Annotated in this window: 24 protein-coding genes; 15 read left to right on the top strand and 9 right to left on the bottom strand. The window is 70.2% G+C overall.

All coding sequences use genetic code 11. The features are described 5' to 3' along the window. Positions 1-18: 18 nt before the first annotated feature. Positions 19-483: a hypothetical protein gene (locus CJEDD_RS08245; protein ID WP_042405014.1), complete on the bottom strand. Its 465-nt coding sequence runs from the start codon at positions 481-483 to the stop codon at positions 19-21. A gap of 35 nt (positions 484-518) precedes the next feature. Further along, positions 519-1,007 carry a hypothetical protein gene (locus CJEDD_RS08240; protein ID WP_042405012.1) on the bottom strand — a complete coding sequence of 163 codons (489 nt, stop codon included), beginning with the start codon at positions 1,005-1,007 and terminating at the stop codon, positions 519-521. A gap of 224 nt (positions 1,008-1,231) precedes the next feature. On the opposite strand from CJEDD_RS08240, the gene ilvA reads away from it, so the two are divergent. From ilvA to CJEDD_RS08220, 4 genes are read left to right on the top strand one after another with little or no spacing between them, the layout of a single operon-like run. Further along, a complete protein-coding gene (gene ilvA, locus CJEDD_RS08235) occupies positions 1,232-2,521 on the top strand; it encodes a threonine ammonia-lyase IlvA (RefSeq protein WP_042405010.1) in 1,290 nt (429 codons plus the stop codon). A gap of 4 nt (positions 2,522-2,525) precedes the next feature. Next, positions 2,526-3,170, top strand: a complete 645-nt coding sequence (locus CJEDD_RS08230; protein ID WP_042405007.1) for an IMPACT family protein — start codon at positions 2,526-2,528, stop codon at positions 3,168-3,170. A 19-nt stretch (positions 3,171-3,189) separates the two neighbouring features. Continuing rightward, entirely contained in the window at positions 3,190-3,423 is a 234-nt protein-coding gene (locus tag CJEDD_RS08225; protein WP_042405006.1) for a hypothetical protein, read from the top strand. Then, positions 3,424-3,807, top strand: coding sequence for an RNA-binding S4 domain-containing protein (locus CJEDD_RS08220; RefSeq protein WP_042405005.1), 384 nt, complete (start codon positions 3,424-3,426; stop codon positions 3,805-3,807). It begins immediately after the preceding gene. Here the strand turns inward: CJEDD_RS08220 and CJEDD_RS08215 are convergent, their stop codons facing one another. From CJEDD_RS08215 to CJEDD_RS08190, 6 genes are read right to left on the bottom strand one after another with little or no spacing between them, the layout of a single operon-like run. Beyond that, positions 3,808-4,836 carry a GTP pyrophosphokinase gene (locus CJEDD_RS08215; protein ID WP_042405004.1) on the bottom strand — a complete coding sequence of 343 codons (1,029 nt, stop codon included), beginning with the start codon at positions 4,834-4,836 and terminating at the stop codon, positions 3,808-3,810. It lies immediately after the preceding gene. A 14-nt stretch (positions 4,837-4,850) separates the two neighbouring features. Then, positions 4,851-7,226, bottom strand: coding sequence for a malto-oligosyltrehalose synthase (treY, locus tag CJEDD_RS08210; protein ID WP_042405003.1), 2,376 nt, complete (start codon positions 7,224-7,226; stop codon positions 4,851-4,853). Between the two features lie 37 nt (positions 7,227-7,263). After that, the gene (locus CJEDD_RS08205; protein WP_052333695.1) at positions 7,264-7,869 is read right to left on the bottom strand and encodes a hypothetical protein; all 606 of its coding nucleotides are present in this window, start codon (positions 7,867-7,869) and stop codon (positions 7,264-7,266) included. Between the two features lie 53 nt (positions 7,870-7,922). Beyond that, the gene (locus CJEDD_RS08200; RefSeq protein ID WP_042405002.1) at positions 7,923-9,329 is read right to left on the bottom strand and encodes a 3'-5' exonuclease; all 1,407 of its coding nucleotides are present in this window, start codon (positions 9,327-9,329) and stop codon (positions 7,923-7,925) included. Beyond that, positions 9,326-11,518: a glycogen debranching protein GlgX gene (gene glgX, locus CJEDD_RS08195; RefSeq protein ID WP_042404999.1), complete on the bottom strand. Its 2,193-nt coding sequence runs from the start codon at positions 11,516-11,518 to the stop codon at positions 9,326-9,328. The genes CJEDD_RS08200 and glgX overlap by 4 nt, the downstream gene beginning before the upstream one ends. Further along, complete coding sequence (locus CJEDD_RS08190) at positions 11,511-12,080, bottom strand: TetR family transcriptional regulator (RefSeq protein ID WP_042404997.1); 570 nt, start codon at positions 12,078-12,080, stop codon at positions 11,511-11,513. The genes glgX and CJEDD_RS08190 overlap by 8 nt, the downstream gene beginning before the upstream one ends. 215 nt (positions 12,081-12,295) lie before the next feature. On the opposite strand from CJEDD_RS08190, the gene CJEDD_RS08185 reads away from it, so the two are divergent. Further along, complete coding sequence (locus tag CJEDD_RS08185) at positions 12,296-13,048, top strand: nuclear transport factor 2 family protein (protein WP_042404995.1); 753 nt, start codon at positions 12,296-12,298, stop codon at positions 13,046-13,048. 53 nt (positions 13,049-13,101) lie between these two features. Further along, on the top strand, positions 13,102-13,560 hold the full coding sequence (locus CJEDD_RS08180; protein ID WP_157034380.1) for a hypothetical protein: 459 nt from the start codon (positions 13,102-13,104) through the stop codon (positions 13,558-13,560). 3 nt (positions 13,561-13,563) lie between these two features. On the opposite strand, the gene CJEDD_RS08175 is transcribed toward CJEDD_RS08180, so the two are convergent. Then, complete coding sequence (locus CJEDD_RS08175) at positions 13,564-14,607, bottom strand: YbjN domain-containing protein (protein WP_042404994.1); 1,044 nt, start codon at positions 14,605-14,607, stop codon at positions 13,564-13,566. Between the two features lie 109 nt (positions 14,608-14,716). On the opposite strand from CJEDD_RS08175, the gene CJEDD_RS08170 reads away from it, so the two are divergent. From CJEDD_RS08170 to CJEDD_RS08130, 9 genes are all read left to right on the top strand, one after another. Continuing rightward, a complete protein-coding gene (locus CJEDD_RS08170) occupies positions 14,717-14,911 on the top strand; it encodes a hypothetical protein (protein WP_157034379.1) in 195 nt (64 codons plus the stop codon). A gap of 1 nt (position 14,912) precedes the next feature. Continuing rightward, positions 14,913-16,229 (top strand): MFS transporter, encoded by a 1,317-nt coding sequence (locus CJEDD_RS08165; RefSeq protein ID WP_081764456.1) that lies wholly within the window; start codon positions 14,913-14,915, stop codon positions 16,227-16,229. A gap of 15 nt (positions 16,230-16,244) precedes the next feature. Continuing rightward, on the top strand, positions 16,245-16,883 hold the full coding sequence (locus CJEDD_RS08160; protein WP_042404993.1) for a type 1 glutamine amidotransferase family protein: 639 nt from the start codon (positions 16,245-16,247) through the stop codon (positions 16,881-16,883). 4 nt (positions 16,884-16,887) lie between these two features. Next, positions 16,888-17,694 carry an inositol monophosphatase family protein gene (locus tag CJEDD_RS08155; RefSeq protein WP_042404992.1) on the top strand — a complete coding sequence of 269 codons (807 nt, stop codon included), beginning with the start codon at positions 16,888-16,890 and terminating at the stop codon, positions 17,692-17,694. 2 nt (positions 17,695-17,696) lie between these two features. Next, entirely contained in the window at positions 17,697-18,371 is a 675-nt protein-coding gene (locus CJEDD_RS08150; RefSeq protein ID WP_042404991.1) for a TIGR02234 family membrane protein, read from the top strand. Positions 18,372-18,438: 67 nt separating this feature from the next. Further along, the gene (locus tag CJEDD_RS08145; protein WP_042404990.1) at positions 18,439-19,257 is read left to right on the top strand and encodes an indole-3-glycerol phosphate synthase TrpC; all 819 of its coding nucleotides are present in this window, start codon (positions 18,439-18,441) and stop codon (positions 19,255-19,257) included. 36 nt (positions 19,258-19,293) lie between these two features. Next, entirely contained in the window at positions 19,294-20,250 is a 957-nt protein-coding gene (lgt, locus tag CJEDD_RS08140) for a prolipoprotein diacylglyceryl transferase (RefSeq protein WP_081764457.1), read from the top strand. Further along, a complete protein-coding gene (pyk, locus tag CJEDD_RS08135) occupies positions 20,243-21,670 on the top strand; it encodes a pyruvate kinase (protein WP_042404988.1) in 1,428 nt (475 codons plus the stop codon). Before lgt ends, pyk begins: the two co-directional genes overlap by 8 nt. Positions 21,671-21,684: 14 nt before the next feature. Then, positions 21,685-24,138, top strand: coding sequence for an excinuclease ABC subunit UvrA (locus CJEDD_RS08130; protein WP_042404986.1), 2,454 nt, complete (start codon positions 21,685-21,687; stop codon positions 24,136-24,138). The last annotated feature ends 462 nt before the right edge of the window (positions 24,139-24,600 follow it).

The raw sequence follows: 24,600 nt of genomic DNA, 5'->3' as shown, positions 1-24,600 counted from the left end.
GCTTTGTTCGCGCGTGTATTACTTCAACGCGTTCAGGATGGTGTTGATCTGATCCTTGTAGCCCGGCACAGCGGCCAGGAGCGTGATCAGGGCGGCAACCGCGGAAGACGCCGCGGTGACCCACACCGTCACCTTGAGGATGATGTCGAGTGCCTCTTCCTCCCTGGAGGACGGCTGCAGCCACTTCGGCGCCGTGTAGGTCGGCGACGGCTTGTTCGTGACAGTCGGGCCGTTGCCGGAGGCGGACGGCTTCGCCGTCTCGGTTACCGTCGCGGTGACCGTGCCGGCAGACGGAGCGGTGGAGGTCGGCGTGGCGGTGGGGCTCGGCGTGGCGGTGGGGCTCGGCGTCGGGGTCGACTGGGCGGGCTTGGAGGCCGAGTTCGAGGGCGTGCTGCTGGTGTCAGCTGCGGTGGCCACGGCGGCGATGGTGCCAGCCGCGAGGGTGGAAGCTGCGACGGCCGCGATGATGTTGCGGAGCTTCATTGGGAATCAAACCTTCCTGAGGGTTGCGTCAGAGTTTAGAACGGCAGGTTGAAGTTCGGGAGGTCGAACTTCGGAACGTTGACATTCGGGATGCCGAGAGAGAACTCGCGGTTAAGGGCATCGATGATCATGTTCAGGCCGCGCGGGTCGGCGAGGACGATCAGCGAGGTGGTGAGCAGTGCGCCGGACAGGGCAGAAACCCACGCAACGGCGTTTCTTTGCGAAGAGCCCGTGGAGCTGCCCTCCTTCTTGGAGTTCTTCGAGTTGTTTGCCGGGGTGGACGGCTTGGTGGTCGTCGGCTTGGTGGTCGTCGGGGTAGGCGCGGACTGGGTGGCCGTAGTTGCAGTCGTCGCCGGGACCAGGGTAGCGGCCGGGATGGTGGTCGTGGCCTTACCTGCAGTGGTCGAAGCCGGCGTGGCGGTCGTGGCCGGCGCCGGCGTCGAGGACTCCTGAGCGATGGCCGGGACTGCGGTCAGCGTGGCGGCGGTCGCAATCGCGACAACGGCAGAGGAAAAACGCTTCATAAATCAAAAACTCCTGTAGGAATCGGGGTTTATCGCTGTCGACGAGGGCGCCGGACAGAACACTCGGATGAACCTAGCAGGTTCATCTTGAAAAATATAGCGTTACGCCACAGATTCGTTTCAACACACAGGTAACTCCTGTAACGCGCGGGGCGTTCGGCGGAGGCGAGGGGCAGCGGCGGCGAGCACCGTCGGCACGCGGCGGCGCGATAGACTGGGCGACCATGCGCACTGGCAACCCAGACCCCTACGACGCCGTCCACGCTGCAGACATCCAATTCGCGCAAGGGCGGATTTCCTCCGTGATCACCCCGACGCCGCTGCAGTACTGCCCTCGGCTGTCGGAGCAGTACGGCGCGGACATCTACCTCAAGCGCGAGGACTTGCAGGATGTGCGCAGCTACAAGATCAGGGGCGCCTACTACGGCATTTCGAGGCTGTCGGAGGAGGCGCGTGCGGCGGGTGTCGTCGCGGCGTCGGCGGGCAACCACGCCCAGGGGGTGGCGTACGCGTGCCGGGCGATGGGCATTCAGGGCAAGATCTTCGTGCCCAAGCCCACCCCGAAGCAGAAGCGCGACCGCATCCGCGTCCATGGCGGCGACGCCATCGAGCTCGTGGTCACGGGCAACACATTTGACGAGGCGGCGCAGGCGGCTCGTGAGGACGCTGCGGCGCGCGGCGCGACCGTCGTCGAGCCATTCGACTCCCGCGACACCGTCACCGGGCAGGGCACCGTTGCCGCCGAGATCGTCTCGCAGCTCGCCAGTCAGGGCAAACAGCTCGACAGCGTGATCGTGCCCGTTGGCGGCGGTGGCCTGCTCGCCGGAGTCGTCTCTTACGTCGCGGACATGTCGCCGGCGACCCGTGTGGTCGGGGTCGAGCCGTCAGGTGCGGCGTCGCTACGCGCGGCTGCGGAGGCGGGCGGGCCGGTGACGCTGGAGACGATCGACCCGTTCGTCGACGGCGCCGCGGTCAAGCGTGTCGGGGAGATCCCGTGGAGCATCTTCAACACGCACCGCGACATGGTGTCGCTCTACGCCGCCGACGAGGGCGCGGTGTGCACCGAGATGCTCGGCCTCTACCAAAACGAGGGCATCATCGCGGAGCCCGCCGGCGCGCTGTCGGTCGCGGGGCTTTCGCTTGCCGACGTCCGTCCGGGCTCCACCGTGGTCTGCATCATCTCCGGCGGCAACAACGACGTGCTGCGCTACGCCGAGGTGATGGAGCGCTCCTTGGTCCATCGCGGCCTGCGTCATTACTTCCTGGTCAACTTCCCGCAGGAGGCGGGCCAGCTGCGCTTCTTCCTCGCAGACGTGCTCGGGGAGGAAGACGACATCGTCCTGTTCGAGTACCTGAAGAAGAACAACCGCGAGACGGGCGCGGCGCTCGTCGGTCTCGAGCTCGCCCACGCCGAGGATCTCGGGCCGTTGCTCGAGCGCATGGAGCAGTCGCCGATCAGCTGCCGCCGCCTCGAACCGGGTACGCCGGAATACGACTTCATCGTCGCGGGCTAGCCGGATGCGTTCCGCGTACGAGCGCCCGGCGGCGGGCGAGCCGGCCACGCACGAGATCGAGATCAAGCGCTCCCGCTTCATCTGCTGGGTCGCGCGGGCGACGACGGAGGACGAAGCCCGCGAGGTGGTCCAAGCGGCCCGGGACGCCTACCCCGACGCGCGGCACCACTGCTCCGCCTTCATCGTCCACGTCGACGGTGCGCAGCCGATCGAACGCTCCTCGGACGACGGCGAGCCCTCCGGCACGGCCGGCAAACCCATGCTCGAGGTACTCAAAGGCTCGGGCATGCTCGACGTCGTCGCGGTGGTGATCCGCTACTTCGGTGGCGTGAAGCTCGGCACCGGCGGGCTGGTCAGCGCCTATACGGACGCGGTTTCGGCGGCGCTCGAGCAGGTGAGGCGAACCACGCGCGAGGTGCGCGAGCTCGCGACCGTGGACCTGCCGCATGCGGAGGCGGGCCGCATCGAGGCGGAGTTGCGCGCCGCCGGGGTGGACGTGGTTGACGTGGCGTACGGCCGCGCCGCCACGTACACGCTCGCGTTCGCGCCGGGGGAGCGCGAGCGCGTCGACGCACTGCTGGCCGCCGCGACCCACGGCGGTGCCGAAGCGAAAGACGCAGGCCACCGTTGGGTCGAGCGGGGCGGATAAGGCGCTAGACTGTGGTCCTATGACGATGCAGCCGCGCCCTAACAACCCGATCGACCAGCGCAAAGCCGCCGTGCGGCTGTACTCGCGCAACGCCGCGCTCTGGGCCGGCGGCGGCGTCGCGGGCGGTATCGCGTTCGGCCTCCTCTTCGGTTCGTGGACCGTGTTTTTCATCGGCCTTGTGGTCGCGGTGGCCGGCGGGTTCGCCAACTGGAACAAGGTCCAGAAGATCGTGAACCACAAGGACCAGTACTAATTGACGCAGCCGACGGGATCCGCGGTCCGCATCGACGTCTGGCTGTGGGCGGTGCGCATCTTTAAGACGCGCAGCCAAGCCGCCGAGGCGGTGCGCGCTGGCCACGTGAAGATTGAAGACAAGACGGTCAAGCCGTCCGCCCAGGTCGTGCCCGGCGAGACCGTGCGGGTGTGGAAGGACCACCGCGACTACGTTCTCGAGGTCACTGCGACGGTGCACAAGCGAGTCGGGGCGCCGGTGGCGCGCAGCTGCTACATCGACCACTCGCCGCCCCCGCCGCCGCGCGACATTTTCGCCGCGCCGCCCGTGCGCGAGCGCGGCAGCGGCCGCCCGACGAAAAAGGAGCGGCGCGAGACCGACCGGCTGCTCGGTCGCCGCCGCTAACTACTCGCCGCGCAGCAGGGCGAGCCTGCTCGTGAGGCGCTTGCGCCGCACGCCGGGGCGGTTACCGGCGTCCCACGTCTTCTCGATGTGCTCGCTGCCGAAGCGGTTGAGCAGCAGGTCGTCCATGATGCGCACCTGGCCCGGCATGAACGGGTAGTTGAGGGTGTTGGAGACGGCCTCGATGTCGGCCGGGTTGGTCAGCTCGGCGACCTCGGAAACGACCTCGATGCCGTGCGCGCGCAGCAGCTCGGTGAGGAAGCGGTAGTCCCCGGCGCGCGAGAGCGGGAACTGGCTACCCAGCAGTACGGTGAGGATGCCGGGCAGCGTTTCCGGTGAGATCTCGGCGTCGACGTCAGTGTTCACCCGCTCCTGCGGGTCGGCAAGGGTGGCAATCTGGTCGAACTGCTGGTCGGCGAGCTCGATGAGCCCGGCGGCGAGGGTAAACGCGCGGTCCACCCGTGGGTCGAGCTTCTCGCTCGCGCGTTTGTAACGGATGTCGTGCTCGAACTCGGCCCAGGCGTGCTGGAGGACGGTGCGGATCTGCACCTCGAAGACCTGGCCGGCGTAGTCCTCGAGCCCCTCGGACTGCTCCTCCACGCGCACGACAAGGTGGTGCGAGCCGTAGCCGAAGCCGCCGGCGACGCGGGTCTCCTCCGCCTTGTCCACGCTGCGCAGCACCTCGAACTGGTCCGCCAAGAGGCGCTGCACGGCCGGGATCTCGGTGGAGTGCAGCACGGTGATGCGCGCGCCGAGGATGTCCTTGATGTCGTGCCAGGGGTCGTGGTAGAGCAACGTGCCGTCGGCACGCGTCTTGCGCGCCTTTTCTTTCAGCGAGGTCCACGATTTCACGCGGGCGTCGACGCGGTCGAACTGCACGCCCGCGTCGCGCATGAGTTCGTGGAGCGCGTGCCGGAACGTGGCGGCGGCGTCGGGGTGCTCGTTGACCCAGGCGAAGTACGTCGAACCCAGCCGCGCGATCGTGTCGTCGGCGGCCTTGTTTCGCTTGGCCGGCTGGTGGGAGGTGCTCATAACGGCGCAGTAGCTTACCGGGTAAGCAGGACGGCTGGAAGTTCGTCGCAAAGCGTAGTGACCTCGACCGTCCCGGAGACGCCGCGCCCCGTCAACCGGTCCACCCAGGGGCCGTCCGGCAGGGTCAGCGTCGTCCCGCGCCACCCGCCGTCGCGCTCAAGGGCGAGGGGCTCGCGCGTGGCCAGCGCGATGACTTGCGGCCCGCCGTCCGCCGTGCGCGCCATGCCTACGAGATGGCGCCGCGCCTCGCCCTCGGCGAAGACGGCCTGGTAGCCGCCCTCGAGGAAGAGCTCGGGCCGCTCGCGCCGCAGCGTCAAGCATTCCCGCACGATGCGTTGCTTCTCGACGTCCTCCGGCGTCCCCGCGCCCGCCGCCCGCGCCGCGTAATCGACGAAGCGGCGGTTGTCCGGGTCCACGAGGGAGAAGTCGAGGAATTCGGTGCCCTGGTAGGTATCCGGGATGCCGGGGCCGACGAGCTGGAGCAGCTTGCGGCCGAGCGAGACCGCCACGCCGCCGCGGTCGAGCGTGCGCGCGAACTCGGCGAGCGCGGCGGTGGCTGGCCCGTCGACAAGGTGGGCGACCCACTCGGTGATTGCGGCCTCGTAGGCGAGGTCGTTGTCGTACCAGCTGGTGTGCACGTCGGCCTCGCGCACCGCCTTCACCGCGTACGCCTGGAGGCGTTCGGTGAACTCCGGGGTGGCCTTGCCGTCGCGGGGCCACGCGCCGAGGACGTTCTGGAGGAGGAAGTGGCCCGTGGCCGTGTCCGGCGGCGGGGTGAGCGCGAAGACGTCGCGGGAAAGCTGCGCGAACTCCTCCGGCAGCTCGGCGATCTCGAGCATGCGCGCCCGGGTGTCCTCGCTGCGCTTCGTGTCGTGGGTGGTCAGGGTCGTCATCGCGTGCGGCCACAGCCGGGCGCGCTCGTCCTGGAGCAGGTGGAACTCGGCGGGGCTCACCCCGAACCTGCCCGGGGCGCCGCCGACCTCCTGCAGCGCGACGAGGCGCGACGCCCGGTAGAACAGCGTGTCCTCGACGCCCTTCGCCATCACCGCGCCGCAGACCTGGGCGAAGCGGTGGGTCGCCTCGCCTCCCGCGAGCGCGGCCGCGGCGACGAGGTCGAGGGCATCCGGGTTGAGTCCGAGGTCGCTGGCCGCCATCTCCGCGACGAGGGTCGAGGTCAGCCGCGACAGCGACCGGTAGTCGGCGCGGTAGACCGGCATCCGCGCGACGAGCTCGACGAGTACCTCCGTGAGGTCGTCGTCACTCACGTCCGCGCCGGCGGTGGACAGGTTGTCGCGGCGCACCGCCCGCGCGAGGCGGCGCACCGCGGCGGCGAGCTCCTCTTCGGCGACCCGCGCCTTGAGCATGCGCTCCGCGGTCTCGATGGCACCCTCGTCCCAGGTAGATCCGCTCGCGCGGTAGGCGAGGGTGCCCAGGCGGTCGGCGGCGTCGGCGTTGACGAAGACGCCGTCGAACTCGCGCAGCGCGTCGTAGCCCGTGGTGCCGTCGACGTCCAGGCGCGGGTCGAGCGGCTCGTCGGCGGCGAGGATCTTCTCCACGATAAGCCACCTGTCCTCGCCAACCATCGTGCGCAGGCGGGTGAGGTAGCCGAACGGGTCGGTGAGCCCGTCGGGGTGGTCGACGCGGATGCCGTCGATGATCCCGTCGTCGAGCAGGGACTGCAGGGCGGCGTGGGTGGCGGTGAAGACGGCCTCGTCCTCCTGCCGCACGCCGGCGAGGCCGTTGACGGAGAAGAAGCGGCGGTATGAGATCACCCCGTCGCGCCAGCACATGAGACGGTAGTGCTGCCGGTCGTGCACGGCCTCCGGGTCGTCGTCAAGGCTGGCGTAGCTGCCCGGGGCGAGGGGGAAAACGTGCTCGTGGTAGGTGAGCACGTCCTCGCCGTCGCGGTGCGCGAGCGCGAGCGCGGCGGTGTCGCCCGGGCTGCCGAGGACGGGCACGCCGATGCGCCCACCGGCCCCGTTGTCCTCGTCCCAGTCGATGTCGAAGTAGCTGGCGTAGTCGGAGCCGCGGCCGTGCTTGAGCACGTCCCACCACCAGCGGTTCGCGCGTGGGTTTTCTACACCGAGGTGGTTGGGCACGATGTCCACGATGAGGCCGAGGCCCGCCTCGTGCGCGGCGCGGGAGAGCAGCCGCAGCCCGTCGATGCCGCCGAGCTCCGGGTTGACCAGCGTGGGGTCGATGACGTCGTAGTTGTGGTTCGACTCGCGGCTCGAGGCGAAGATCGGGGAGAGGTAGAGGTGCGAAACGCCCAGGTCTCGCAGGTAGGGCACGATCTCGGCGGCCTGCGCGAAGCCGAACTCGCGCCCCTGCGGGTCGGCGTGGGGCCCGCGCAGCTGCAGGCGGTAGGTGGCGGTAACGGGTCGGCGCATGAGGTCTCCTTCTGCAGTGCGGGCGACCCCTCACACCCTAGCTGCGGCCGGGGTGGTAGAGCAGCGGGAAGCCGACGGAGTACGTCACCACGTCCGCCCGCGGCAGGGCGGCGGCGACGGCGTGCGGGGCGGCGTCGAAGACGAAGAGACGCTCGCCGTCGTCCGTGGCGTAGGCGAGCATCGCCTCGGGGTGCAGGACCGCCTCGAAGTGGCGGTGGAGCAGCGTGAACGTCTGCGGATGCGCGAGCCAGTGCGCGGCGGCGACGCCGTGCCCGGCCACCTCGAAGCCGCGGGGCAGCTCCGCCCCGCCCCACGCCGCGGCGCACGTCACGGCGGGGCTGCGGACGAGGAACTCCACCCCGCGCTCCGTGTGGGCGCGCGCGGCAAGCTCCGCGGCCGCCGCGTTCCACAGCTGGTGCGCGCTCATGCCGGCGGCGCCGAGCGCCTGGTGGGTGAGCGCCGCGCCGTCTGGATCGGCGAAAACGCACGCCAGGCCAGGCGACAGGGAAAGGAACGCGGTGGACGCGCCGAACCCGCGCGCGAGCCTGCCCGGCGCGCCGATGGTGTCGAGGCGCGCCAGGCGCTGCGTCGCGGGCAGCGGCAGGGCGGGAGAGGGGCTGGGGATCGTGTCAAGGAGGTGCATACGTAGTTAGACGCGCGCTGCACCCCGCCGGTTCCCCGGCCGCCGAAACTTTTTTACAGCCCGAGTGCCTCGTAGAGCCGCTCGGCGGGCCAGATCTCGATGTCCTGGCCCTTCTCTTTCAGCTCGTGCGCCCGTTTCTCCTTCGACGTCATCGTGGCCCACTCGCCCGCGACGAGGATGGTCGTCTTCTTCGTCACGTTCTTGCCCACCTGCGCGCCTTGGCGGGCGATCGCCTGCCACAGTTCGCCCTTATCGTACGGCTCGAACTCGCCGGTCAGGGTGACGTTCTCGCCGTAGAGCGGCGCGTTCGGGTCCGCGTCGGCGCTCGGCTCCGGCACGGTGTCCGGGGTGGCCACCGACTGCCAGGGGGCGGGCTTTTTCGGGCCGTTGCTTGACGACGCCCTCCGGCCCGGCCCCGCCTCGCCCGGCCCTGCCTCGCCGGATCCAGCCTGGTTCGAGCCGCGCGGGGCCGCGGTAGCCCGCACCGCGGCGGCGGCGCCCTGCTCCGCGAGCTCGGCCTGGCGCGCCCGCCCGGCGCCGGAGCGGTCCCGCAGCACCGGGGTGACGCGGGCGTCGTCGATGGCGCCGAGGGTAAAGCCGGCGTCGTGCACGAAGCGCATGAGGCTGCCGGTGTGGCCGGCCTGGCGGGCGAGCCCCACCATGACGGCGGCGCAAGCCGCGGCGTCCTCGCACGCGTCGTGGTGGTGCTCGAGGGCGGCGCCGAAGTGCTTTGCCAGCGTGGGCAGCTTGTGGTTGTCCACGTCGAGCTTCGTCGCGCGCGCCTGGGCGAGGGTGCAGGCAAAGAGGAGCTGCGGCACCTCCGCGCCGGTCTCGCGGCAGGCGTCGCGCAGGGCGGAGGCGTCGAACTGCGCGTTGTGCGCGACGAGCGGGAGCTCGCCGACGAACGCGACGAGCTCGGGGATGCGCTCGTGCACACTCGGGGCGTCCGCCACGTCCTGCGCCGTGATGCCGTGGACGGCAACGTTGCCGGGCTCGAACGTGCCGATGCGCTCCGGGGGCTGGCACAGCCAGGAGACGCGGTCGACCTCCTCGCCGTCGATCACCTTCACCAGGCCGATCTGGCAGATGGAGCCCCAGCGCGGGTTCGCCGTCTCCACGTCGAAGCCGACGAAGTCGAAGCCGGGGATTCCCGCGCCGCCGGCGACGGGCTCGGTGTCGGGGGCCGTGCCGCGCTGCGCGTCGTCGAGAAGCGAGCGCAACTGCTCGGGGCCCTCGACGTCGCCCGGGGCGAACCAGAACGCGGTGGCGCCGGCGCCCGTTTCGACGTCGACGCGGCTGCGCGTCCACGCGTTGCCCGGGGTGACGGTGACGCCGGTGATGTCGGCGATGCGCACGATCCGGTTCTCGCGCCCGCCCGTGAGCGAGGCGGCGAGCGGGGTGGGGGTCGCGGTGAGCGCGTCGTTGGTGACGGTCAATGTTGCGCCGTGCGCGGGGATCACTGCTCGGCCACCGCCTTGCGGCCCTCGCCCGCGGGCGGCTGCGTGCGGCGCAGCACGAGGGCGGAACGCTGGCCGACGGTCACCGTCGCGCCGGGCTGGACGGTGTCCGCGTCCTCGCGCACGCCGCGCGCCTGGGTGGTGTCCACGACGACCTCCCACTCGTCGCCGAACTCGGCGGCGGGGATGGTGAAGTCGATGTCCTCGAAGTGGGCGTTGAACATGAGGAGGAACGAGTCGTCCACGACGCGCTGCCCGCGGCTGTCGGGCTCCGCGATCGCCTCGCCGTCGAGGTGGACCATGAGCGCCTTGCCGAAGGCGGCGTTCCAGTCGTCCTGCGTCATCAGAGTGCACTCGGGGGTGAGCCAGGAGATCTCGCGGCCATGCTCCTCGTCGCCCAGCGCGCCGCCGGCGAGGAAGCGGCGGCGGCGGAACACCGGGTGATCCCTGCGCAGCTGGATGAGGTGGCGGGTGAAATCGTGCAGGTCCGCCGCCTCCTCGAGCTTGCCCCAGTCCATCCAGGCGATCTCGTTGTCCTGGCAGTAGACGTTGTTGTTGCCGCCCTGGGTGCGTGCGAGCTCGTCGCCGTGGGCGAGCATCGGGGTGCCCTGGGAGAGCATGAGGGTGGTGAGGAAGTTGCGGCGCTGGCGGGCGCGCAGCTCGAGGACGGCCGGGTCGTCCGTCTCGCCCTCGACGCCGCAGTTCCAGGATCGGTTGTGACTCTCGCCGTCGCGGTTGTCCTCGCCGTTGGCTTCGTTGTGCTTGTCGTTGTAGCTCACCAGGTCGTTGAGTGTGAAGCCGTCGTGCGCGGTGATGAAGTTGATTGACGCGGTCGGGCGGCGGCCGTTGTGCTGGTACAGGTCGGAGGAGCCGGTGAGCCGGGAGGCGAACTCGCCGAGCGTGGAGTCCTCGCCGCGCCAGAAGTCGCGCATGGTGTCGCGGTACTTGCCGTTCCACTCGTTCCACAGGGCGGGGAAGTTGCCCACCTGGTAGCCGCCCTCGCCGACGTCCCACGGCTCGGCGATGAGCTTGACCTGGCTGACCACCGGGTCCTGCTGGACGAGGTCGAAGAAGGTGGCCAGGCGGTCCACGTCGGAAAACTCGCGCGCCAGGGTGGAGGCGAGGTCGAAGCGGAAGCCGTCGACGTGCATGTCGGTGACCCAGTAGCGCAGCGAGTCCATGATGAGCTGCAGCGAGTGCGGGTCGCGCACGTTAAAGGAGTTGCCGGTGCCCGTGTAGTCCATGTAGTGGAACTTGTCGCCGTCGACGAGCCGGTAGTACGCCTCGTTGTCAATGCCGCGGAATGCGATCGTCGGGCCCATGTGGTTGCCCTCGGCGGTGTGGTTGTACACCACGTCGAGGATCACCTCGAGGCCGGCCTCGTGGTAGGTGCGCACCATCTGCTTGAACTCCGCGACGGCGTCGCCGGGCGCGTGCGAGGAGGAGTAGTGGTTCTCCGGCGCGAAGAAGCCGAACGTGTTGTAGCCCCAGTAGTTGCGCAGCCCCAGGTCGCGCAGCCGGTCGTCCTGCAGGAACTGGTGCACCGGCAGCAGTTCGACGGAGGTCACCCCGAGGTCCGTGAGGTAGTCCACCATCGCCGGGTGCGCCATGCCCGCGTACGTGCCGCGCAGCTGCTCCGGAATGCCGGGGTGCGTCTGCGTCATGCCCTTGACGTGGCACTCGTAGATGACGGTCTCGTCTTCCGGGATCTTCGGTGCGCGGTCGTCGCCCCAGTCGAAGAAGGGGTTGATCACCACCGACAGCATCGTGTGGCCGAGCGAGTCCTCCTCGTTGCGGCCGGTGCCGGGCTCCTCGGCGTGCGCGTCGTAGGAGAACAGGGACGTGTGCTGGTCGAACTCGCCGTCAAAGGCGCGCGCGTAGGGGTCGACGAGCAGCTTGTTCGGATCGCAGCGCTTGCCGTTCGCCGGGTCCCACGGCCCGTGGACGCGGTAGCCGTAGCGCTGCCCGGGCGAGACGCCGGGCAGGTAGGCGTGCCAGACGTGGTTGTCCACCTCGTCGAGCGGGATGCGCTGCTCCGCGCCGTCGTCGTCGATGAGGCACAGCTCGACCGCGTCGGCCACGCCGGAGAAGAGCGCGAAGTTCGTGCCCGCGCCGTCGAACGTGGAGCCGAGGGGGTAGGCGGAACCCGGCCAGACGATGGGCTCGGGTGTCGCATTCGTCGTCTCAGTCATGGGGCCACAGCTTAGTGCGCTCGAGCCCGGCCAGCAGGAATCCAACGGCGGCCGCGTGCTCCTCGCCGTTCGCCCCGCCTGCCGCGCCCTCCGGCGCGCCCGTCGCCTCCGCGAGTTGCGCCGTCGACTGCGTCACCGCCGCCTCGCCGAGGGTGAGGTGCAGCAGGCCTCGTGCCGCCGCCCGCGCGTCGCGTGTCGACGCACCTTCGGCCGCCAACCGCACCGCCTCATCGAAGCGGCGCTCGAGGTCGTCGCGCACCTGCGAGTCTGGCTGGCCGACCGCGGCGACGACCACCTCCGCGCCGTCGCGCACGCCGAGCATGAGCTCGCGCAGCTGGCGTGAGAGGGCGGCGGGGTCGGGCACGGGGCCGTCGAGAAGCGGCTGCACGATGGCCTCGGCGACGGTGGCGATGAGCTCCTGCTTGTTGGCCACGTGCCAGTACAGCGCCCCCGGGGCCACGCCGAGTGTGGTGGCCACGCGGCGCATGGAGACGTCCGCGAGCCCGTACTCGCGCAGGATGCCCAGGGCCGCGCCGGTGATGCGCTCGCGGGATAACTGCATGCCACCCAACCTTAGATCCCGTCGGGCACGGCGAGGGCACGGCCGGATTGACGGGCAGCTCACAGAAAGCCCCCAGAACTTCCGTAATGCGGTGGCATCGGGCCGTCAGTGAGTAGTTGCTACTATTTCCGGAGACGTTCACCGTGGCTCGCGTCGCGCGCAGTGAGTGCGCGCCCGGGCAGCCGCGGTCCAACCACGAGAGGTATGCAACAACCGTGAAGCTGAACACCAAGACCGGCGTGGCCGCCGCCGCGGCAGCGACCGCGCTCGCTTTCCCGCTCGCCGCCTGCGGCTCCAACGACGACGACGCATCCTCCGGCGGCCTGTCCACCGCCGCCGAGGCGTCGCCGCTGAACTCCGCGACCGAGCTCACCGAGTCCTCCACGGCAGACGCTGAGCACAAGGACGGCGAGACCACGGCGGCCGGCGACGATAAGGGTGAGAAGAAGGACGACAAGTCCAAGTCGAAGGACAAGGAGACGAAGACCTCCACCACCCGCGTGACCAAGTCGGGCGGTGGCCAGGACGGCGGCGACGCCCCGACGCTGGCCAACCCGTTCGAGAACGGCCTGCCGAAGAACACCAACGAGCCGCTGGCGAACGGTAAGCCGGGCAGCGAGTCCGACCGCAAGCAGATGGAGGACACCGCCCGCACCGTCCTCAACCCGGACTCCTTCGCCACCTGGACGCGCACGATCCTGGACAACTCCTGCACCGCTGTCCGCGAGCCGATGATGGACGAGCTTGAGCGCCAGGGCATGACCCTCGACCAGGTCGAGGAGGCCGGCCGCCTCGCCGAGCAGCAGGGCCAGACGCTCGAGCTGCCGAAGACCGATGTGAGCCTGTCCGACGTCCGCGTTGACGGCGATCGCGCTTCCGCCAGCCTGACGGCGAAGACCTCCGACGGCGAGCAGACCGACACCATGATCTTCCAGAAGGAAGACGGCCGCTGGAAACTGTGCAACTAGCACGGAGGCACACGCTGAGCGCCGGAGCTGGGCTCCTGGCGCTCAGTCTCGTATTGGGCCTTGCCGCTGGCGCGAGCTGGGGCGTGCTGCGCCCGGCGTACACGGGCGAGGCGGCCGACGGCGGCGTGCGCATCGACACCGATGCAAGCCCCGCGAACGTCGCGTTCACCGGCTACGCGTGGTTTGCGGTGCTCACGGCAGCCGTGGGCGTCGTCATCGCCGCGGTGGCGTGGCGGGCCGTGCAGCGCGGGCGCGTCCGCGGCGGGGTCGGCTGGATGCTGCTCGCGGTGTTTGCCGCGGCCGCAGCCGCCGCGGCGGCGTACATCTGCGGCGGGTTCGTCGTCGCTGCGCTGCACCCGATGCCCGACGTCACGCAGCTGCAGCCCGGCGACACGGTCACGCTCGTGCCCCCGGTCGAGCCCGGGGTGGGCTGGGTGGCCGGCCCGTTCGCCGCGGCGGTCGTGTACTGGTGCACGAACCTCGTCGCGCTCCAGGGGCAGCCGCAGCGGTAGCGCCTAGGTGTTCGGCCACTCCACGGCGGAGCGGCCCGACACGAGCTGGCTCACGTAATCGATGGACGCGAGGCACGCCGCCAGCGAGGAAACGGTGAACTCCTCGACCTGCTCCGCCGCCGCCCCGGCGGTCGCGAGCATCGTCGCCTCCGCGTGCATGTGCAGCCTGCCGTCGAACTCGTGGAGGTACGCCGCGGCGCCCGTCGCGCGCTCGTTGACGTCATTGCACACCAGCCAGAGACGGAGGAACTCCTCGTCGGCGTCGAGGCCGGTGTCCCACATGCCGGTCACCCGCGCGTAGGTTTCGTCGCTGTCGCCGTCGACGGTGAGCGCGAACGGCACGCCGTTGACGCCCGTGGCGATGATGCCGCTCTCGTTCATCGCGTAGCGGAAGTCGAGGGAGTCGAGCACCCCCGCGAGCGTCTCCGGCGCGACGGGGCGCAACGCGGCGTCCAGCGGCGCGAACAGCTCCGGCGCCGAGACGATGTCCTCGCGCCCGCCGCGGGGAAGGTGGCGCAGCGACGGGTGGCGGCCGTTGAGCACCTCCGCGTCCTGGAGGCGCAGCAGCTGCGGGGGCAGCAGGTGGTCGAGCGCCGCGTCGAGAAAGCGGGTCCGCAGCTTCGTCGAGAAGGAGGCGGCGTGCGCCAGCGTATCGACGAGCTCCGCCCCCAGCTGCTCGTCCGTCAGCCCGTGCTTGATGTGGATCGGCCGGCGCATGCGCACGGTGAAGTCCCCGGACTCCGCGAGCCGGTACGAGGCGGCGGGGCCGACCCGGTCGTGGTTCCAGGTGTTGATGAAGCGGGCGAGCGCGGTGGCGTGCTCGAAATCGGTGGGGATGCGCTCGGCGGTGTCCACGACGAGCGCCATCGGCTGCCGGTAGTCGATCCAGACCGCGGCGGTAAAGCTCAGCGCGGCGACGACGAGCCGGTCCGGGGCGTCGTCGCGCTGCACGGACGCAAAGCCCAGGCCCCGCAGCGCTTCCGCCACGCGCTCGAGCGTTACCTCGGTCGGGTGCTGCGCATCGGCCGCGGCCGCGTGCTTTCCCATGGTGACCTCCTGCGTGGTGTTGGCAACCCAGCATAAACGCCCTGACCGGCGGGCGAAACGGGCGCTGTTTACAATGTCTGCGATAGTCGGTTCCCCGGGAGTGCGGGGCGTGAAGGAGGGCGTTGCGTTGGCCGGACTGGGCAACCCGGTGTTGGTGATCATCCTGTGTCTCGTCGCAGGGCTCTTGGTCGGCGGCGTGTGGGCGTCGTACCAGAACGGCTCGAAGGCACTCACCGTCGTGCTCGCCGCACTCGCCGCGATGGCGGTGCTCTTCGCCGTGCTCACGCTGGCGCAGGTGATGTAGCGTGGCCGCCTTCTCCGTCTTCGCCAACGCCAACCGGCCGCTCACCCGCGGGGAGGTTGAGGGCTTGACCAACGTGTGGCGCGCCCGCGGCCTCATCCCCGTCCTCGTCGCGGTCGCCTCCGCGTTCGCGGCGTGGGCCCTGCTCCTGCCGGTGGTGCCCACGAACGTGATCGACGACGGCCAGCCGACCTCGCTCGCGGGCCTGTCCACGGGCGTGTTCATGCTCGCCACCGTGATCACGCAGGTGTTCACGCCGCGGGCCCTGCGCACGCTCGGCTACCGGCGAGTCATCGCCGTCTCGTCGCTGCTGCTCGGCGTGCCCGCGCTCGGCTACATGCTGGGGATGGACCCGGCCCCGCTGCTCACCGTCAGCGCAATCCGCGGCGTCGGCTTCGGCGCGCTGTCCGTCGCGGAGGCGGCGATCGTCGCCGAGCTCGTGCCACTGCGCTTGCTCGGAAGCGCCACCGGCATCTTCGGTCTCGTCGTCGGGCTCGCGCAGATGCTCGCCCTGCCCGCAGGCCTCGCGCTCGTGGACGTGGTCGGCTACCGCCCCGTCTACGCCATCGCTGGGGCCATCGGGCTCGTGTCGCTCGTGGCCTCGTTTGCCGTCCCCGTCATCCCGCAGCCCGCGCCCGATTCCGAGACCGCCCAGGGCGTGCACGTGCCCATGTGGCACCTCGTGCTCGTCCCGGCGCTTGCGCTCATGTTCATCACCACCGCCTACGGCGCGATCACGAACTTCCTGCCGGTGTCCATGCGCGAGCTCGACCCGGCCCGCGGCGCGGCGCTCGGCGGCGTCATGCTCAGCGTGCTCAACTTCGCCGCGATGCTCTCGCGCTACGCTGCGGGCAAGATCATGGACCGGCGCGGGTACCCGGGCAGCGTCCTCATCCCGTTCCAAATCGTCGCCGCGCTCGGCGTGCTGCTCATGGCGGCCATCCTCGCCCTCAAGCTGCCGGTCTGGGTGATGTTCATCGCTGCGCTGCTCTACGGCGCGGGCTTTGGCGCGGCGCAGAACGAGGCGCTGACGATGATGTTCTACCGCCTCCCGCGGCACAAGACCTCCGAAGCCTCCGCGGTGTGGAACATCGCGTTCGACGGCGGCACCGGCCTCGGCTCGACGTTCTACGGCATGCTCATCACCACGATGGCGTTCGCGCCGATGTTCGGCATCGCCGGCGGCGTGATCACGATCGGACTCGTGGTCACGCTGCTGGACCGGCGGCTGGGCAAGCACCGCGTCGTCGAGGTGAACAACCTCTCCGCCCGGTTGAAGTCGGTGCAGGCGCCGCGACGTTACCCGCGCGATGAGCGGTAGCTAGACTACCTGACCATGACGCATATCCCCGCTGGTCTCACCGTGGCCGTGCTCGACTACCCCGAGGGGGCGGAGGGCGGCGCGATCGACGCCACCCGGGACGCGCTCGCGCAGCTCGGCGCGATCGCGTTCGCCACCGCGGACCCGGCGGAAGCGCTTGCGGCGGACGGGCTCGTCGTGGCGGGCCGGGGCCCGGCGACGGCGGCGGCGAAGTCGCTCGCGTCGGTGATGGGGGAGCGCATCGTCGGCCAGCGCCTCGCCGGGGCGCGCCCCGTGCTCGCCACGGGTACCGGGATGCAGGTGCTCTTCGAGCAGGTCGACGCGAAGTCGAAGGGGTTCGGCGAGTGGCCGGGAGGCGTCGAGAAGCTAGACGCCCAGCTCGAGAGCGCACACGTGTCGCCGGCGCCCGACTCGGAGCTGCTGCACGGTGTGGATCCGGCGGCGGAGTTCGACTTTCATGCCGGGGCGGGCGTGCGCGAGTTCGCGCTCGACGAGGACGACTTCATCGCGTACCCGCGGCTGAGCTGGGTGCAGGAGCCGCACGTGCTGGCGGCCGTGGAAAACGGCGCGCTGTGGGCGACGCAGTTCCACCCGGAGACGTCGGGCGAGGCCGGGGCGGCGGTGCTGGGCAACTGGCTGCGCCAGCTGGGGTAGGGCCGTGGCGGACGAACGGGCGCTTTCCGGGTACGCGCAGGCGGCGCAGGCCGCGGTCGACGAGGCGCGCGAGATCTTCCTCGCCGAGCTCGGCGCCGCGCCCGCGCTGTTTAAGGGGCCGGGCGACTTCGCCACGGCGGCGGACCTCGCGATCGAGAAGTTGCTGCGCACGCGGCTCAAGGCGGAGACGGGCGTGACCGTCTACGGCGAGGAGCAGGGCGGCAACCTCGACCCGCGCGCGTGCTGGGTGGTCGACCCCATCGACGGCACCTCTAACTATTCTTCCGGCAACCCGAACTGCGCGATCTTGGTCGCGTTGCTTCTCGACGGCCAGCCGGCCGCCGCCGTCGTCGACGCCCCGCTGCTCGGCATGCGCCTGACCGCGGTGGAGGGCGGGCCCGTCGCCCTCAACGGCGAGACGCTACCGCCACTCGGCGCGACGAGCGCGGCGGCGCCGCAGGTCGGGATGGGCTCGCTCGCCTCGCTCGACCGGCGCCGCTTCCCCTCGAGCGTGCGGCTCGCCCTCGCCGGCGCCCTCGCCGAGGAGGGGCTGCGCCCGCGCATCAGCGGCTCGGTCGGCGTCGACCTCGCGTTCGTGGCGCAGGGGATCTACCGCGCCGCGGTGAGCTTCTCCCCGCACGTGTGGGACAACGCCGCCGGCGTGCTGCTCGGGCGCTGCGCCGGCGCGACGGTGACGGCCGGCGACGGCAGCGCCTGGGCGCCGGGGAAGGTCGGCGCGATCGTGGGCACCCCCGACGCGCACGGCGCCGTGCTGCGGATCCTGCGCGGCGCAGAGGAAGAAAGGGGTTAACGGTGGCACAAGCGGACAAGACACTCGCCCGCGCGGGCGCGGCGCTGCTCGGCGTCGCGGGCGCGCTCATCTGGGCGGTCGCCCGGACGACGTGGGTCGACGTCGAGTACGTCGACGACCTCTCCGGCGCCGGGACGGCCGCCGTTCGCGGGGCCGACTGGTCGACGGAAGCGGTCGCCGTCGCGGTGCTGCTCATCGCGGGCATGGCCGCCGGGTTCGCGCTGCGCCGCGTCGGGCGACGGGTGGTCGGCGCGATCGCCGCGCTCGCCTCCGCGGGGGTCGCCGTGCCCGCCGCGCAGCTCCTCGTGCGCGGGGCCGACACCGAGCGCGCCCACGCGATCCTCACCGCCGGCGCCGAGCAGTCCGGGGCCGGCACCGCGGGCTCCGGCAGCGGGTCCGGGGCAGACACGATCGCGCAGTGGGCTGAAATTACCTCGGCGACGGTCGTGCCGCTCGGCCCAGCGCTCACGCTCGCGGGCGCGGCCATCGGGCTCGTCGGCGGCCTGCTCCTCGTGTTCCGGCCGGCAGCGGACTCGCCGCGGCAGAACAAGTACGAGAAGGAGTCGGTGCGCAGGGAGAAGGTACGCAGCGACCTCGAGCAGGACCCGCAGTCCGGCCGCGTGCTCTGGGACGCGATCAGCGCCGACATCGACCCCACGGACCCGGCCGGGAGGTAATTTCTGGTTGCACCGGGCGACCGGCTAGCCTTACTCGTATACAGCCCATTGCCTCCGGGAGGTAGCCATGCCGGCCACGAGCGCACTCGACAGCGTCGTCGAAGCCGTGCTTAGCGACGTTGCGAAACGCGAGGCGATAGTGCCGTTCAAGGAAATCAAGGCACGCTCACGCGATATGGCGCCGACCCGGGATGCCCGGGCGGCGCTTTTGCGTCACGGGTGCAGCGTGATCGTGGAGATCAAGCGCAACTCGCCCGTCTTCGGGCCGACGGGGGCGAGCGGAACGAGCGTCGATACGCTGGCGCGCGACATCGAAGCTGGGGGAGCGCACCTCATCGCCTGCCAGACTGAACAGATGCGTTTCGACGGCTCGCTCGCCGACATGGCGGAGGCCCGCGCGGCGGTGGAGCTGCCGATGATGTGCCGCGACGTCATCGTCGACCCGTACCAGATCCACGAGGCGCGCTGTTACGGTGCGGACGCGGTGCCGCTGCAGGTGGGGATCCTCGAGCAGGCCCGGCTGGTGGCGTTGCTCGACCGCGCGGAGTCGCTCGGCATGGCCGCGGTGCTCGAGGTGCGCACGCCCGAGGAGGCGGACCGGGCGCTCGAGGCGGGGGCGAGCGTGGTGGCCGTGAACTCCTGGACCTTTGACACGAACGATCTCAACCGCAACGCCTTCGCCGAGATCGCGCCGGGGCTGCCCAGCAACGTGATCAAGATCAGCCTCGGCGGGGTGGCCACGCCGCGCGACCTCATCGACGCCGCCGCGTGCGGGGCTGACGCCGTCCTCGCGGCGGAAGCTGTCATGGCCGCGGGCGACGTGCTCGCCGCGACGCGCTCGCTGGCGACGGCGGGGCAGCACCCCGCGTGCCCGTCGAGGCGCTGACCCGCGCCGGGTGGCACACTGTTGTGCGTGCACTCGCTGATTCTCGCCAACATTCCGTCTCCGCCGCAGGGCGTCTGGTACCTCGGGCCGATCCCGATCCGCGCGTACGCGCTGTGCATCATGACCGGCATCGTCGTGGCGCTGGCGATCTCACTGCGCCGCTACGCCGCCCGTGGCGGCAACCCGGACACGGTGTGGGACGCGGCGATCGTGGCCATCCCGGCCGGCATCGTCGGCGGGCGCCTCTACCACGTGATTACCGACCACGATAAGTACTTCGGTGAGGGCAAGGACCCGTGGAAGGCGTTCAACATCTCCGCCGGCGGCCTGGGCATCATCGGCGCCGTCGTGCTCGGGGCGCTCGCCGTGTGGGCGATGATGCGGCACAAGAAGCTGCCGCTCGCCCCCCTCGCGGACGCCGTCGCGCCAACCATCATCCTTGCCCAGGGCATCGGGCGCCTAGGCAACTACTTCAACCAGGAGCTCTACGGCGCGGAGACGAACGTGCCGTGGGCGCTGGACATTTACTACCGCGTCAACGATGCGGGCAACTACGCGCCGCTCACGGGGCGCTCCACCGGCGAGGTGATCGCGAGCGTGCACCCGACGTTCCTTTACGAGCTGATCTGGAACGTCGCCATGTTCTTCGTGCTTATCTGGGCCGACAAGCGCTTCCGCCTCGGCCGCGGCAGCGTGTTCTGGCTGTACGTGGCCAGCTACACCCTGGGCCGGTTCTTCATCGAGCTCATGCGTCGCGACGAGGCGACGCACATTCTCGGCCTGCGCGTAAACACGTGGGTCTCGGCGATCCTCTTCATCGTCGCGGTGGTGGTATTCCTGCGCCAGCGCAAGGACCGCGAGACGCCGGAAGAGGTTGATCCTTCGTACAACTCCGCCGGTTCGGCCCCGGCACGTGTCAGCGAAGCGGAGTACCGTGGGGAAACGGAACACACGCAAGCAACCTACGAAGGCGAGGTTCGACAACGTGGATAGAAACACCAAGATCGTTTGCACGCTCGGGCCGGCGGTGGCCAGCAAAGACGCCATCCTGGGCTTGGTGCGCGACGGCATGGACGTCGCGCGCCTGAACTTCTCGCACGGCGAGCATGCCGACCACGAGCAGAACTACCGCTGGGTGCGCGAGGCGACCGACGAGACCGGCCACGCCGTGGGCATCCTCGCCGACCTGCAGGGCCCGAAGATCCGTCTCGGCCGCTTCGAGGGCGACGGCAAGACGGTGTGGGAGACCGGCGAGACGGTGCGCATCACCGTCGACGACGTCGAGGGCACGCACGACCGCGTGTCCACCACCTACAAGCACCTCGCGGATGACGCGAAGCCGGGGGATCGCCTGCTTGTCGACGACGGCAAGGTGGGCCTCGTCTGCACCGAGATCGACGGCAACGATGTCGTCTGCCGCGTCACCGAGGGCGGCCCGGTATCGAACAACAAGGGCGTCTCGCTGCCGGGCATGGACATTTCCGTGCCGGCGCTGAGCGAGAAGGACAAGGAAGACCTGCGCTTCGCGCTGCAGCTCGGCGTGGATATCGTCGCCCTGTCGTTCGTGCGCTCCCCGTCGGACGTGGACCTCGTGCACGAGATCATGGACGAAGTGGGCAGGCGCGTGCCGGTCGTCGCCAAGCTTGAAAAGCCCGAGGCCGTCGACGCGCTCGAATCCATCATCCTCGCGTTTGACGCCGTGATGGTCGCCCGCGGCGACCTCGGCGTGGAGATCCCGCTCGAGCAGGTGCCGCTCGTGCAGAAGCGAGTCATCCAGATCGCGCGCGAGAACGCGAAGCCGGTGATCGTGGCCACGCAGATGCTCGACTCGATGATCGAGAACTCCCGCCCGACCCGCGCCGAGGCCTCTGACGTGGCCAACGCCGTGCTCGACGGCGCGGACGCCGTCATGCTCTCCGGCGAGACGTCCGTCGGCGTGGACCCGCACAACGTGGTGCGCACCATGAGCCGCATCGTGCGCTCGGCCGAGACGGTCGGCGACGTGCCGCCGCTCAACCACATCCCGCGCACGAAGCGCGGCGTGATCTCCTACTCGGCGAACGACATCGCGAACCGCCTCAACGCGAAGGCGATTGTCACGTTCACCACCACCGGCGACACCGCCCGCCGCGTTGCCCGCCTGCACCCGGATCTGCCGCTGCTCGTGTTCACGCCGGTGCAGCAGGTGCGCTCCCAGCTCGCGATGACGTGGGGCGCGGAGACGTTCCTGTGTCGCGAGGTGCACAGCACCGACCACATGATCCAGGTGGTCGACGAGCAGCTGCTCGCCATGGACGAATACAACGAGGGCGACACGATGGTCGTTGTCGCCGGCACGCCGCCCGGGGTGGCCGGTACCACGAACACGATCCACGTGCACCAGCTCGGCGAGGACACGCGACAGGGGCAGTAGTTACGCTGGTAGGCATGACCAAAATCGACGCTGGAATCGAAGTCCGCGACGCCCACCTGCACAACCTGCGCAACGTCGACGTCGAGATCCCCCGTGGCACGCTCGTCGCGGTGACCGGGGTGTCCGGCTCCGGCAAGTCCTCCCTCGCGTTCGGCACCATCCACGGGGAGGGGCAACGGCGCTACCTTGAATCGGTAGCGCCGTTTGCGCGTCGCCTCATTTCCTCCGCGGTGGACCCGCAGGTCGGCTCCATCGACGGGCTGCCGCCGACGGTGGCGCTGCAGCAGTCCACCACCGGCGGCGGGGCGCGCTCCACGGTGGGCACGGTTTCCGCGCTGTCCAACTCGATCCGCCTGCTCTACTCGCGCGCCGGCGATAACCCGAAGGGGTTGTACTCCGACTCGTTCTCGCCGAACACGCCCGAGGGCATGTGCCCGGCGTGCCAGGGCACCGGAACCGTCCACGAGCCGACCGAGGCGTCGATGGTGCCGGATCCGACGCTTTCCATCGAGGAGGGCGCCATCGCCGCGTGGCCCGGCGCCTGGGCGGGCAAGAACTTCCACGACATCCTCGCCGAGCTCGGCTACGACCTCGATTCGCCGTGGCAGGACCTGCCGAAGCGCGACCGCGAGTGGATCCTGTTCACGGACGAGCGCCCCGTGGTCACCGTGAAGCCGACGCGCGGCGCCGACCAGATCCAGCGCAACTACGAGGGCACGTGGCGCTCCGTGGCGTCGTACCTGACCAAGACGCTCGCGGAGACCCAGTCCGACAGCCTGCGCAAGCGCGTGCTGTCCTACATGGAATCCCGCGTCTGCGAGGTCTGCGGCGGCCGTCGCCTTAACCCCGACGCCCTCGCGGTGACCTACGCCGGCATGCCCATCGACGAGCTCGGCGCCCTCCCCCTCGACCGCGTCCACGCGGTGCTCTCGGCGCAGGACCCCGCGCCGAACTCCGCCGAGGACCTCCTGCTCAGGCAGATCGTGCCGGCGTTGCAGTCAGCGCTCGACCTTGGGCTCGCGCACCTGAGCCTCGACCGCCCCGCCCGCACGCTCTCCGCCGGCGAGCTCCAGCGCATCCGCCTCGCCGCCCAGCTGCGCTCCGGACTGTTCGGCGTGGCCTACGTCCTCGACGAGCCGTCCGCGGGACTGCACCCCGCCGAGCGCGGCGCGGTACTCGACATTTGCCGCCGCTTTATCGACGCGGGCAACTCCGTCCTCCTCGTCGAGCACGACATGGACCTCGTCGCGCAGGCCGACTGGCTCGTGGACGTCGGCCCGCTCGCCGGTGAGCGCGGCGGCGAGGTGGTCTACTCCGGCCCGGTCGCCGACTACGACGCGGACACGCCCACGGCGAAAGCGCTTGCCAACCGGACGCTTTCGCTTTGCGACGCCCCACGGCCCGCCACCGGCACCCTCACCCTGTCCGGCGTGCGTGCGCGCACCATCGACGGGTTGGACGTGTCCTTTGGGCTGGGGCAGTTCACCGCCGTGGCCGGCGTGTCCGGCTCCGGGAAGTCCACGCTGGTGAGCACCGTGCTCGCGGGCGTGCTGCGCGAGTCCGCATCGGCGGTGGCGGACGAGGGGGATGAGGGGGACGCGGGAGACGATGCCGCGGATGATGCTGGTTCGGCGGGGGAGGCCGGATGGGGCGTCGATACGCATGCTGGCTTCGATGCCGTGAGTCGAGTCGTGCAGATCACCCAGCGGCCCATCGGGCGCACGCCACGCTCGACGCTGGCGACGTACACCGGGCTGTTCGATGGCGTGCGCAAGCTGTTCGCCGCCACCGACGAGGCGAAGCGGCGGAAGTGGACCGTGTCGCGGTTCTCATACAACCTGAAGCAGGGGCAGTGCCCAACGTGCGGCGGCGCGGGCACGATCGAGGTGGAGCTGGTGTTCCTACCCGGCTCGTACACCACCTGCCCGGACTGTGGCGGCGCGCGCTACAACGACGAAACCCTCGAGGTGACCTGGCACGGCCTCAACGTCGCGCAGGTGCTCGACCTCACCGTCGACGAGGCCGCAGACGTGTTCGTCGACGAGCCGAAGATCCTACGCGCGGTGGAAACGCTGCAGGCCGTGGGGCTGGGCTACCTGCGTCTCGGCCAGGGCGCGCCGGAGCTCTCCGGCGGCGAGGCACAGCGCATCAAGCTGGCCACCGAGCTGCAGCGCTCGCGCTCCGCGCGCCGGGGCCACACCGTCTACCTTCTCGACGAGCCGACGACCGGCCTGCACCCGGCGGACGTGGCGCTGCTGGCGCGGGAGCTCAACAGCCTCGTCGACGCGGGGCAGACCGTCATCGTCGTCGAGCACGACCTCGCGGTGCTCGCACAGGCCGACCGCATTATCGAGATGGGGCCGGGCGCCGGCAGCGACGGCGGACGGATCGTCGCCGACGGCACGCCGGCAGAGCTGGCCGAGCGCGACACGGCGACGGGGCGGGTGCTCGCCGCGCGGTCGGCGTAGGCGTTCTGGGGATTCTGCGGCGTCTGATTATGCGGCTGCATAGTGGTCTCGAGTGGTGCTTGAGGGTTGTATGCAGCGGCAGAATCTCGGGCGGTGGGCTTGGTCGCTTGAGAAGTGCGCCAGCCCTTTGCGGCGTCTGATTATGCGGCTGCATAGTGGTCTCGAGTGGTGCTTGAGGGTTGTATGCAGCTGCAGAATGCGGGGTGGTGGGCTTGGTCGCTTGAGAAGTGCGCCAGCCCTTTGCGGCGTCCGGTTATGCCGCTGCATAGTGGTCTCAACCAGCGCTTGAGGGTTGTATGCAGCGGCAGAATGTGGGGTGGTGCGCCTGGTTTTGGGGCGGGTGATTCTGCAGCTGCATAGCACTCTCAACCAGCGCTTGAGGGTTGTATGCAGCGGCAGAATGTGGGGGTGGTGTGCCTGGTTTTGCGGCGTCTGATTATGCGGCTGCATAGCACTCTCAAC

This window comes from Corynebacterium jeddahense, from assembly GCF_028609865.1.
Lineage (GTDB): Bacteria > Actinomycetota > Actinomycetes > Mycobacteriales > Mycobacteriaceae > Corynebacterium > Corynebacterium jeddahense.
Note: the sequence above shows the minus strand (reverse complement) of the source record. Positions and strands in the feature narration are given on the sequence as shown.

Coding starts and splice junctions, on each gene's coding strand:
- CJEDD_RS08245 (WP_042405014.1), bottom strand. CDS start 483: ATGAAGCTCCGCAACATCATCGCGGCCGTCGCAGCTTCCACCCTCGCG.
- CJEDD_RS08240 (WP_042405012.1), bottom strand. CDS start 1,007: ATGAAGCGTTTTTCCTCTGCCGTTGTCGCGATTGCGACCGCCGCCACG.
- ilvA (WP_042405010.1), top strand. CDS start 1,232: ATGCGCACTGGCAACCCAGACCCCTACGACGCCGTCCACGCTGCAGAC.
- CJEDD_RS08230 (WP_042405007.1), top strand. CDS start 2,526: ATGCGTTCCGCGTACGAGCGCCCGGCGGCGGGCGAGCCGGCCACGCAC.
- CJEDD_RS08225 (WP_042405006.1), top strand. CDS start 3,190: ATGACGATGCAGCCGCGCCCTAACAACCCGATCGACCAGCGCAAAGCC.
- CJEDD_RS08215 (WP_042405004.1), bottom strand. CDS start 4,836: ATGAGCACCTCCCACCAGCCGGCCAAGCGAAACAAGGCCGCCGACGAC.
- treY (WP_042405003.1), bottom strand. CDS start 7,226: ATGCGCCGACCCGTTACCGCCACCTACCGCCTGCAGCTGCGCGGGCCC.
- CJEDD_RS08205 (WP_052333695.1), bottom strand. CDS start 7,869: ATGCACCTCCTTGACACGATCCCCAGCCCCTCTCCCGCCCTGCCGCTG.
- glgX (WP_042404999.1), bottom strand. CDS start 11,518: ATGACTGAGACGACGAATGCGACACCCGAGCCCATCGTCTGGCCGGGT.
- CJEDD_RS08190 (WP_042404997.1), bottom strand. CDS start 12,080: ATGCAGTTATCCCGCGAGCGCATCACCGGCGCGGCCCTGGGCATCCTG.
- CJEDD_RS08175 (WP_042404994.1), bottom strand. CDS start 14,607: ATGGGAAAGCACGCGGCCGCGGCCGATGCGCAGCACCCGACCGAGGTA.
- CJEDD_RS08160 (WP_042404993.1), top strand. CDS start 16,245: ATGACGCATATCCCCGCTGGTCTCACCGTGGCCGTGCTCGACTACCCC.
- CJEDD_RS08145 (WP_042404990.1), top strand. CDS start 18,439: ATGCCGGCCACGAGCGCACTCGACAGCGTCGTCGAAGCCGTGCTTAGC.
- CJEDD_RS08130 (WP_042404986.1), top strand. CDS start 21,685: ATGACCAAAATCGACGCTGGAATCGAAGTCCGCGACGCCCACCTGCAC.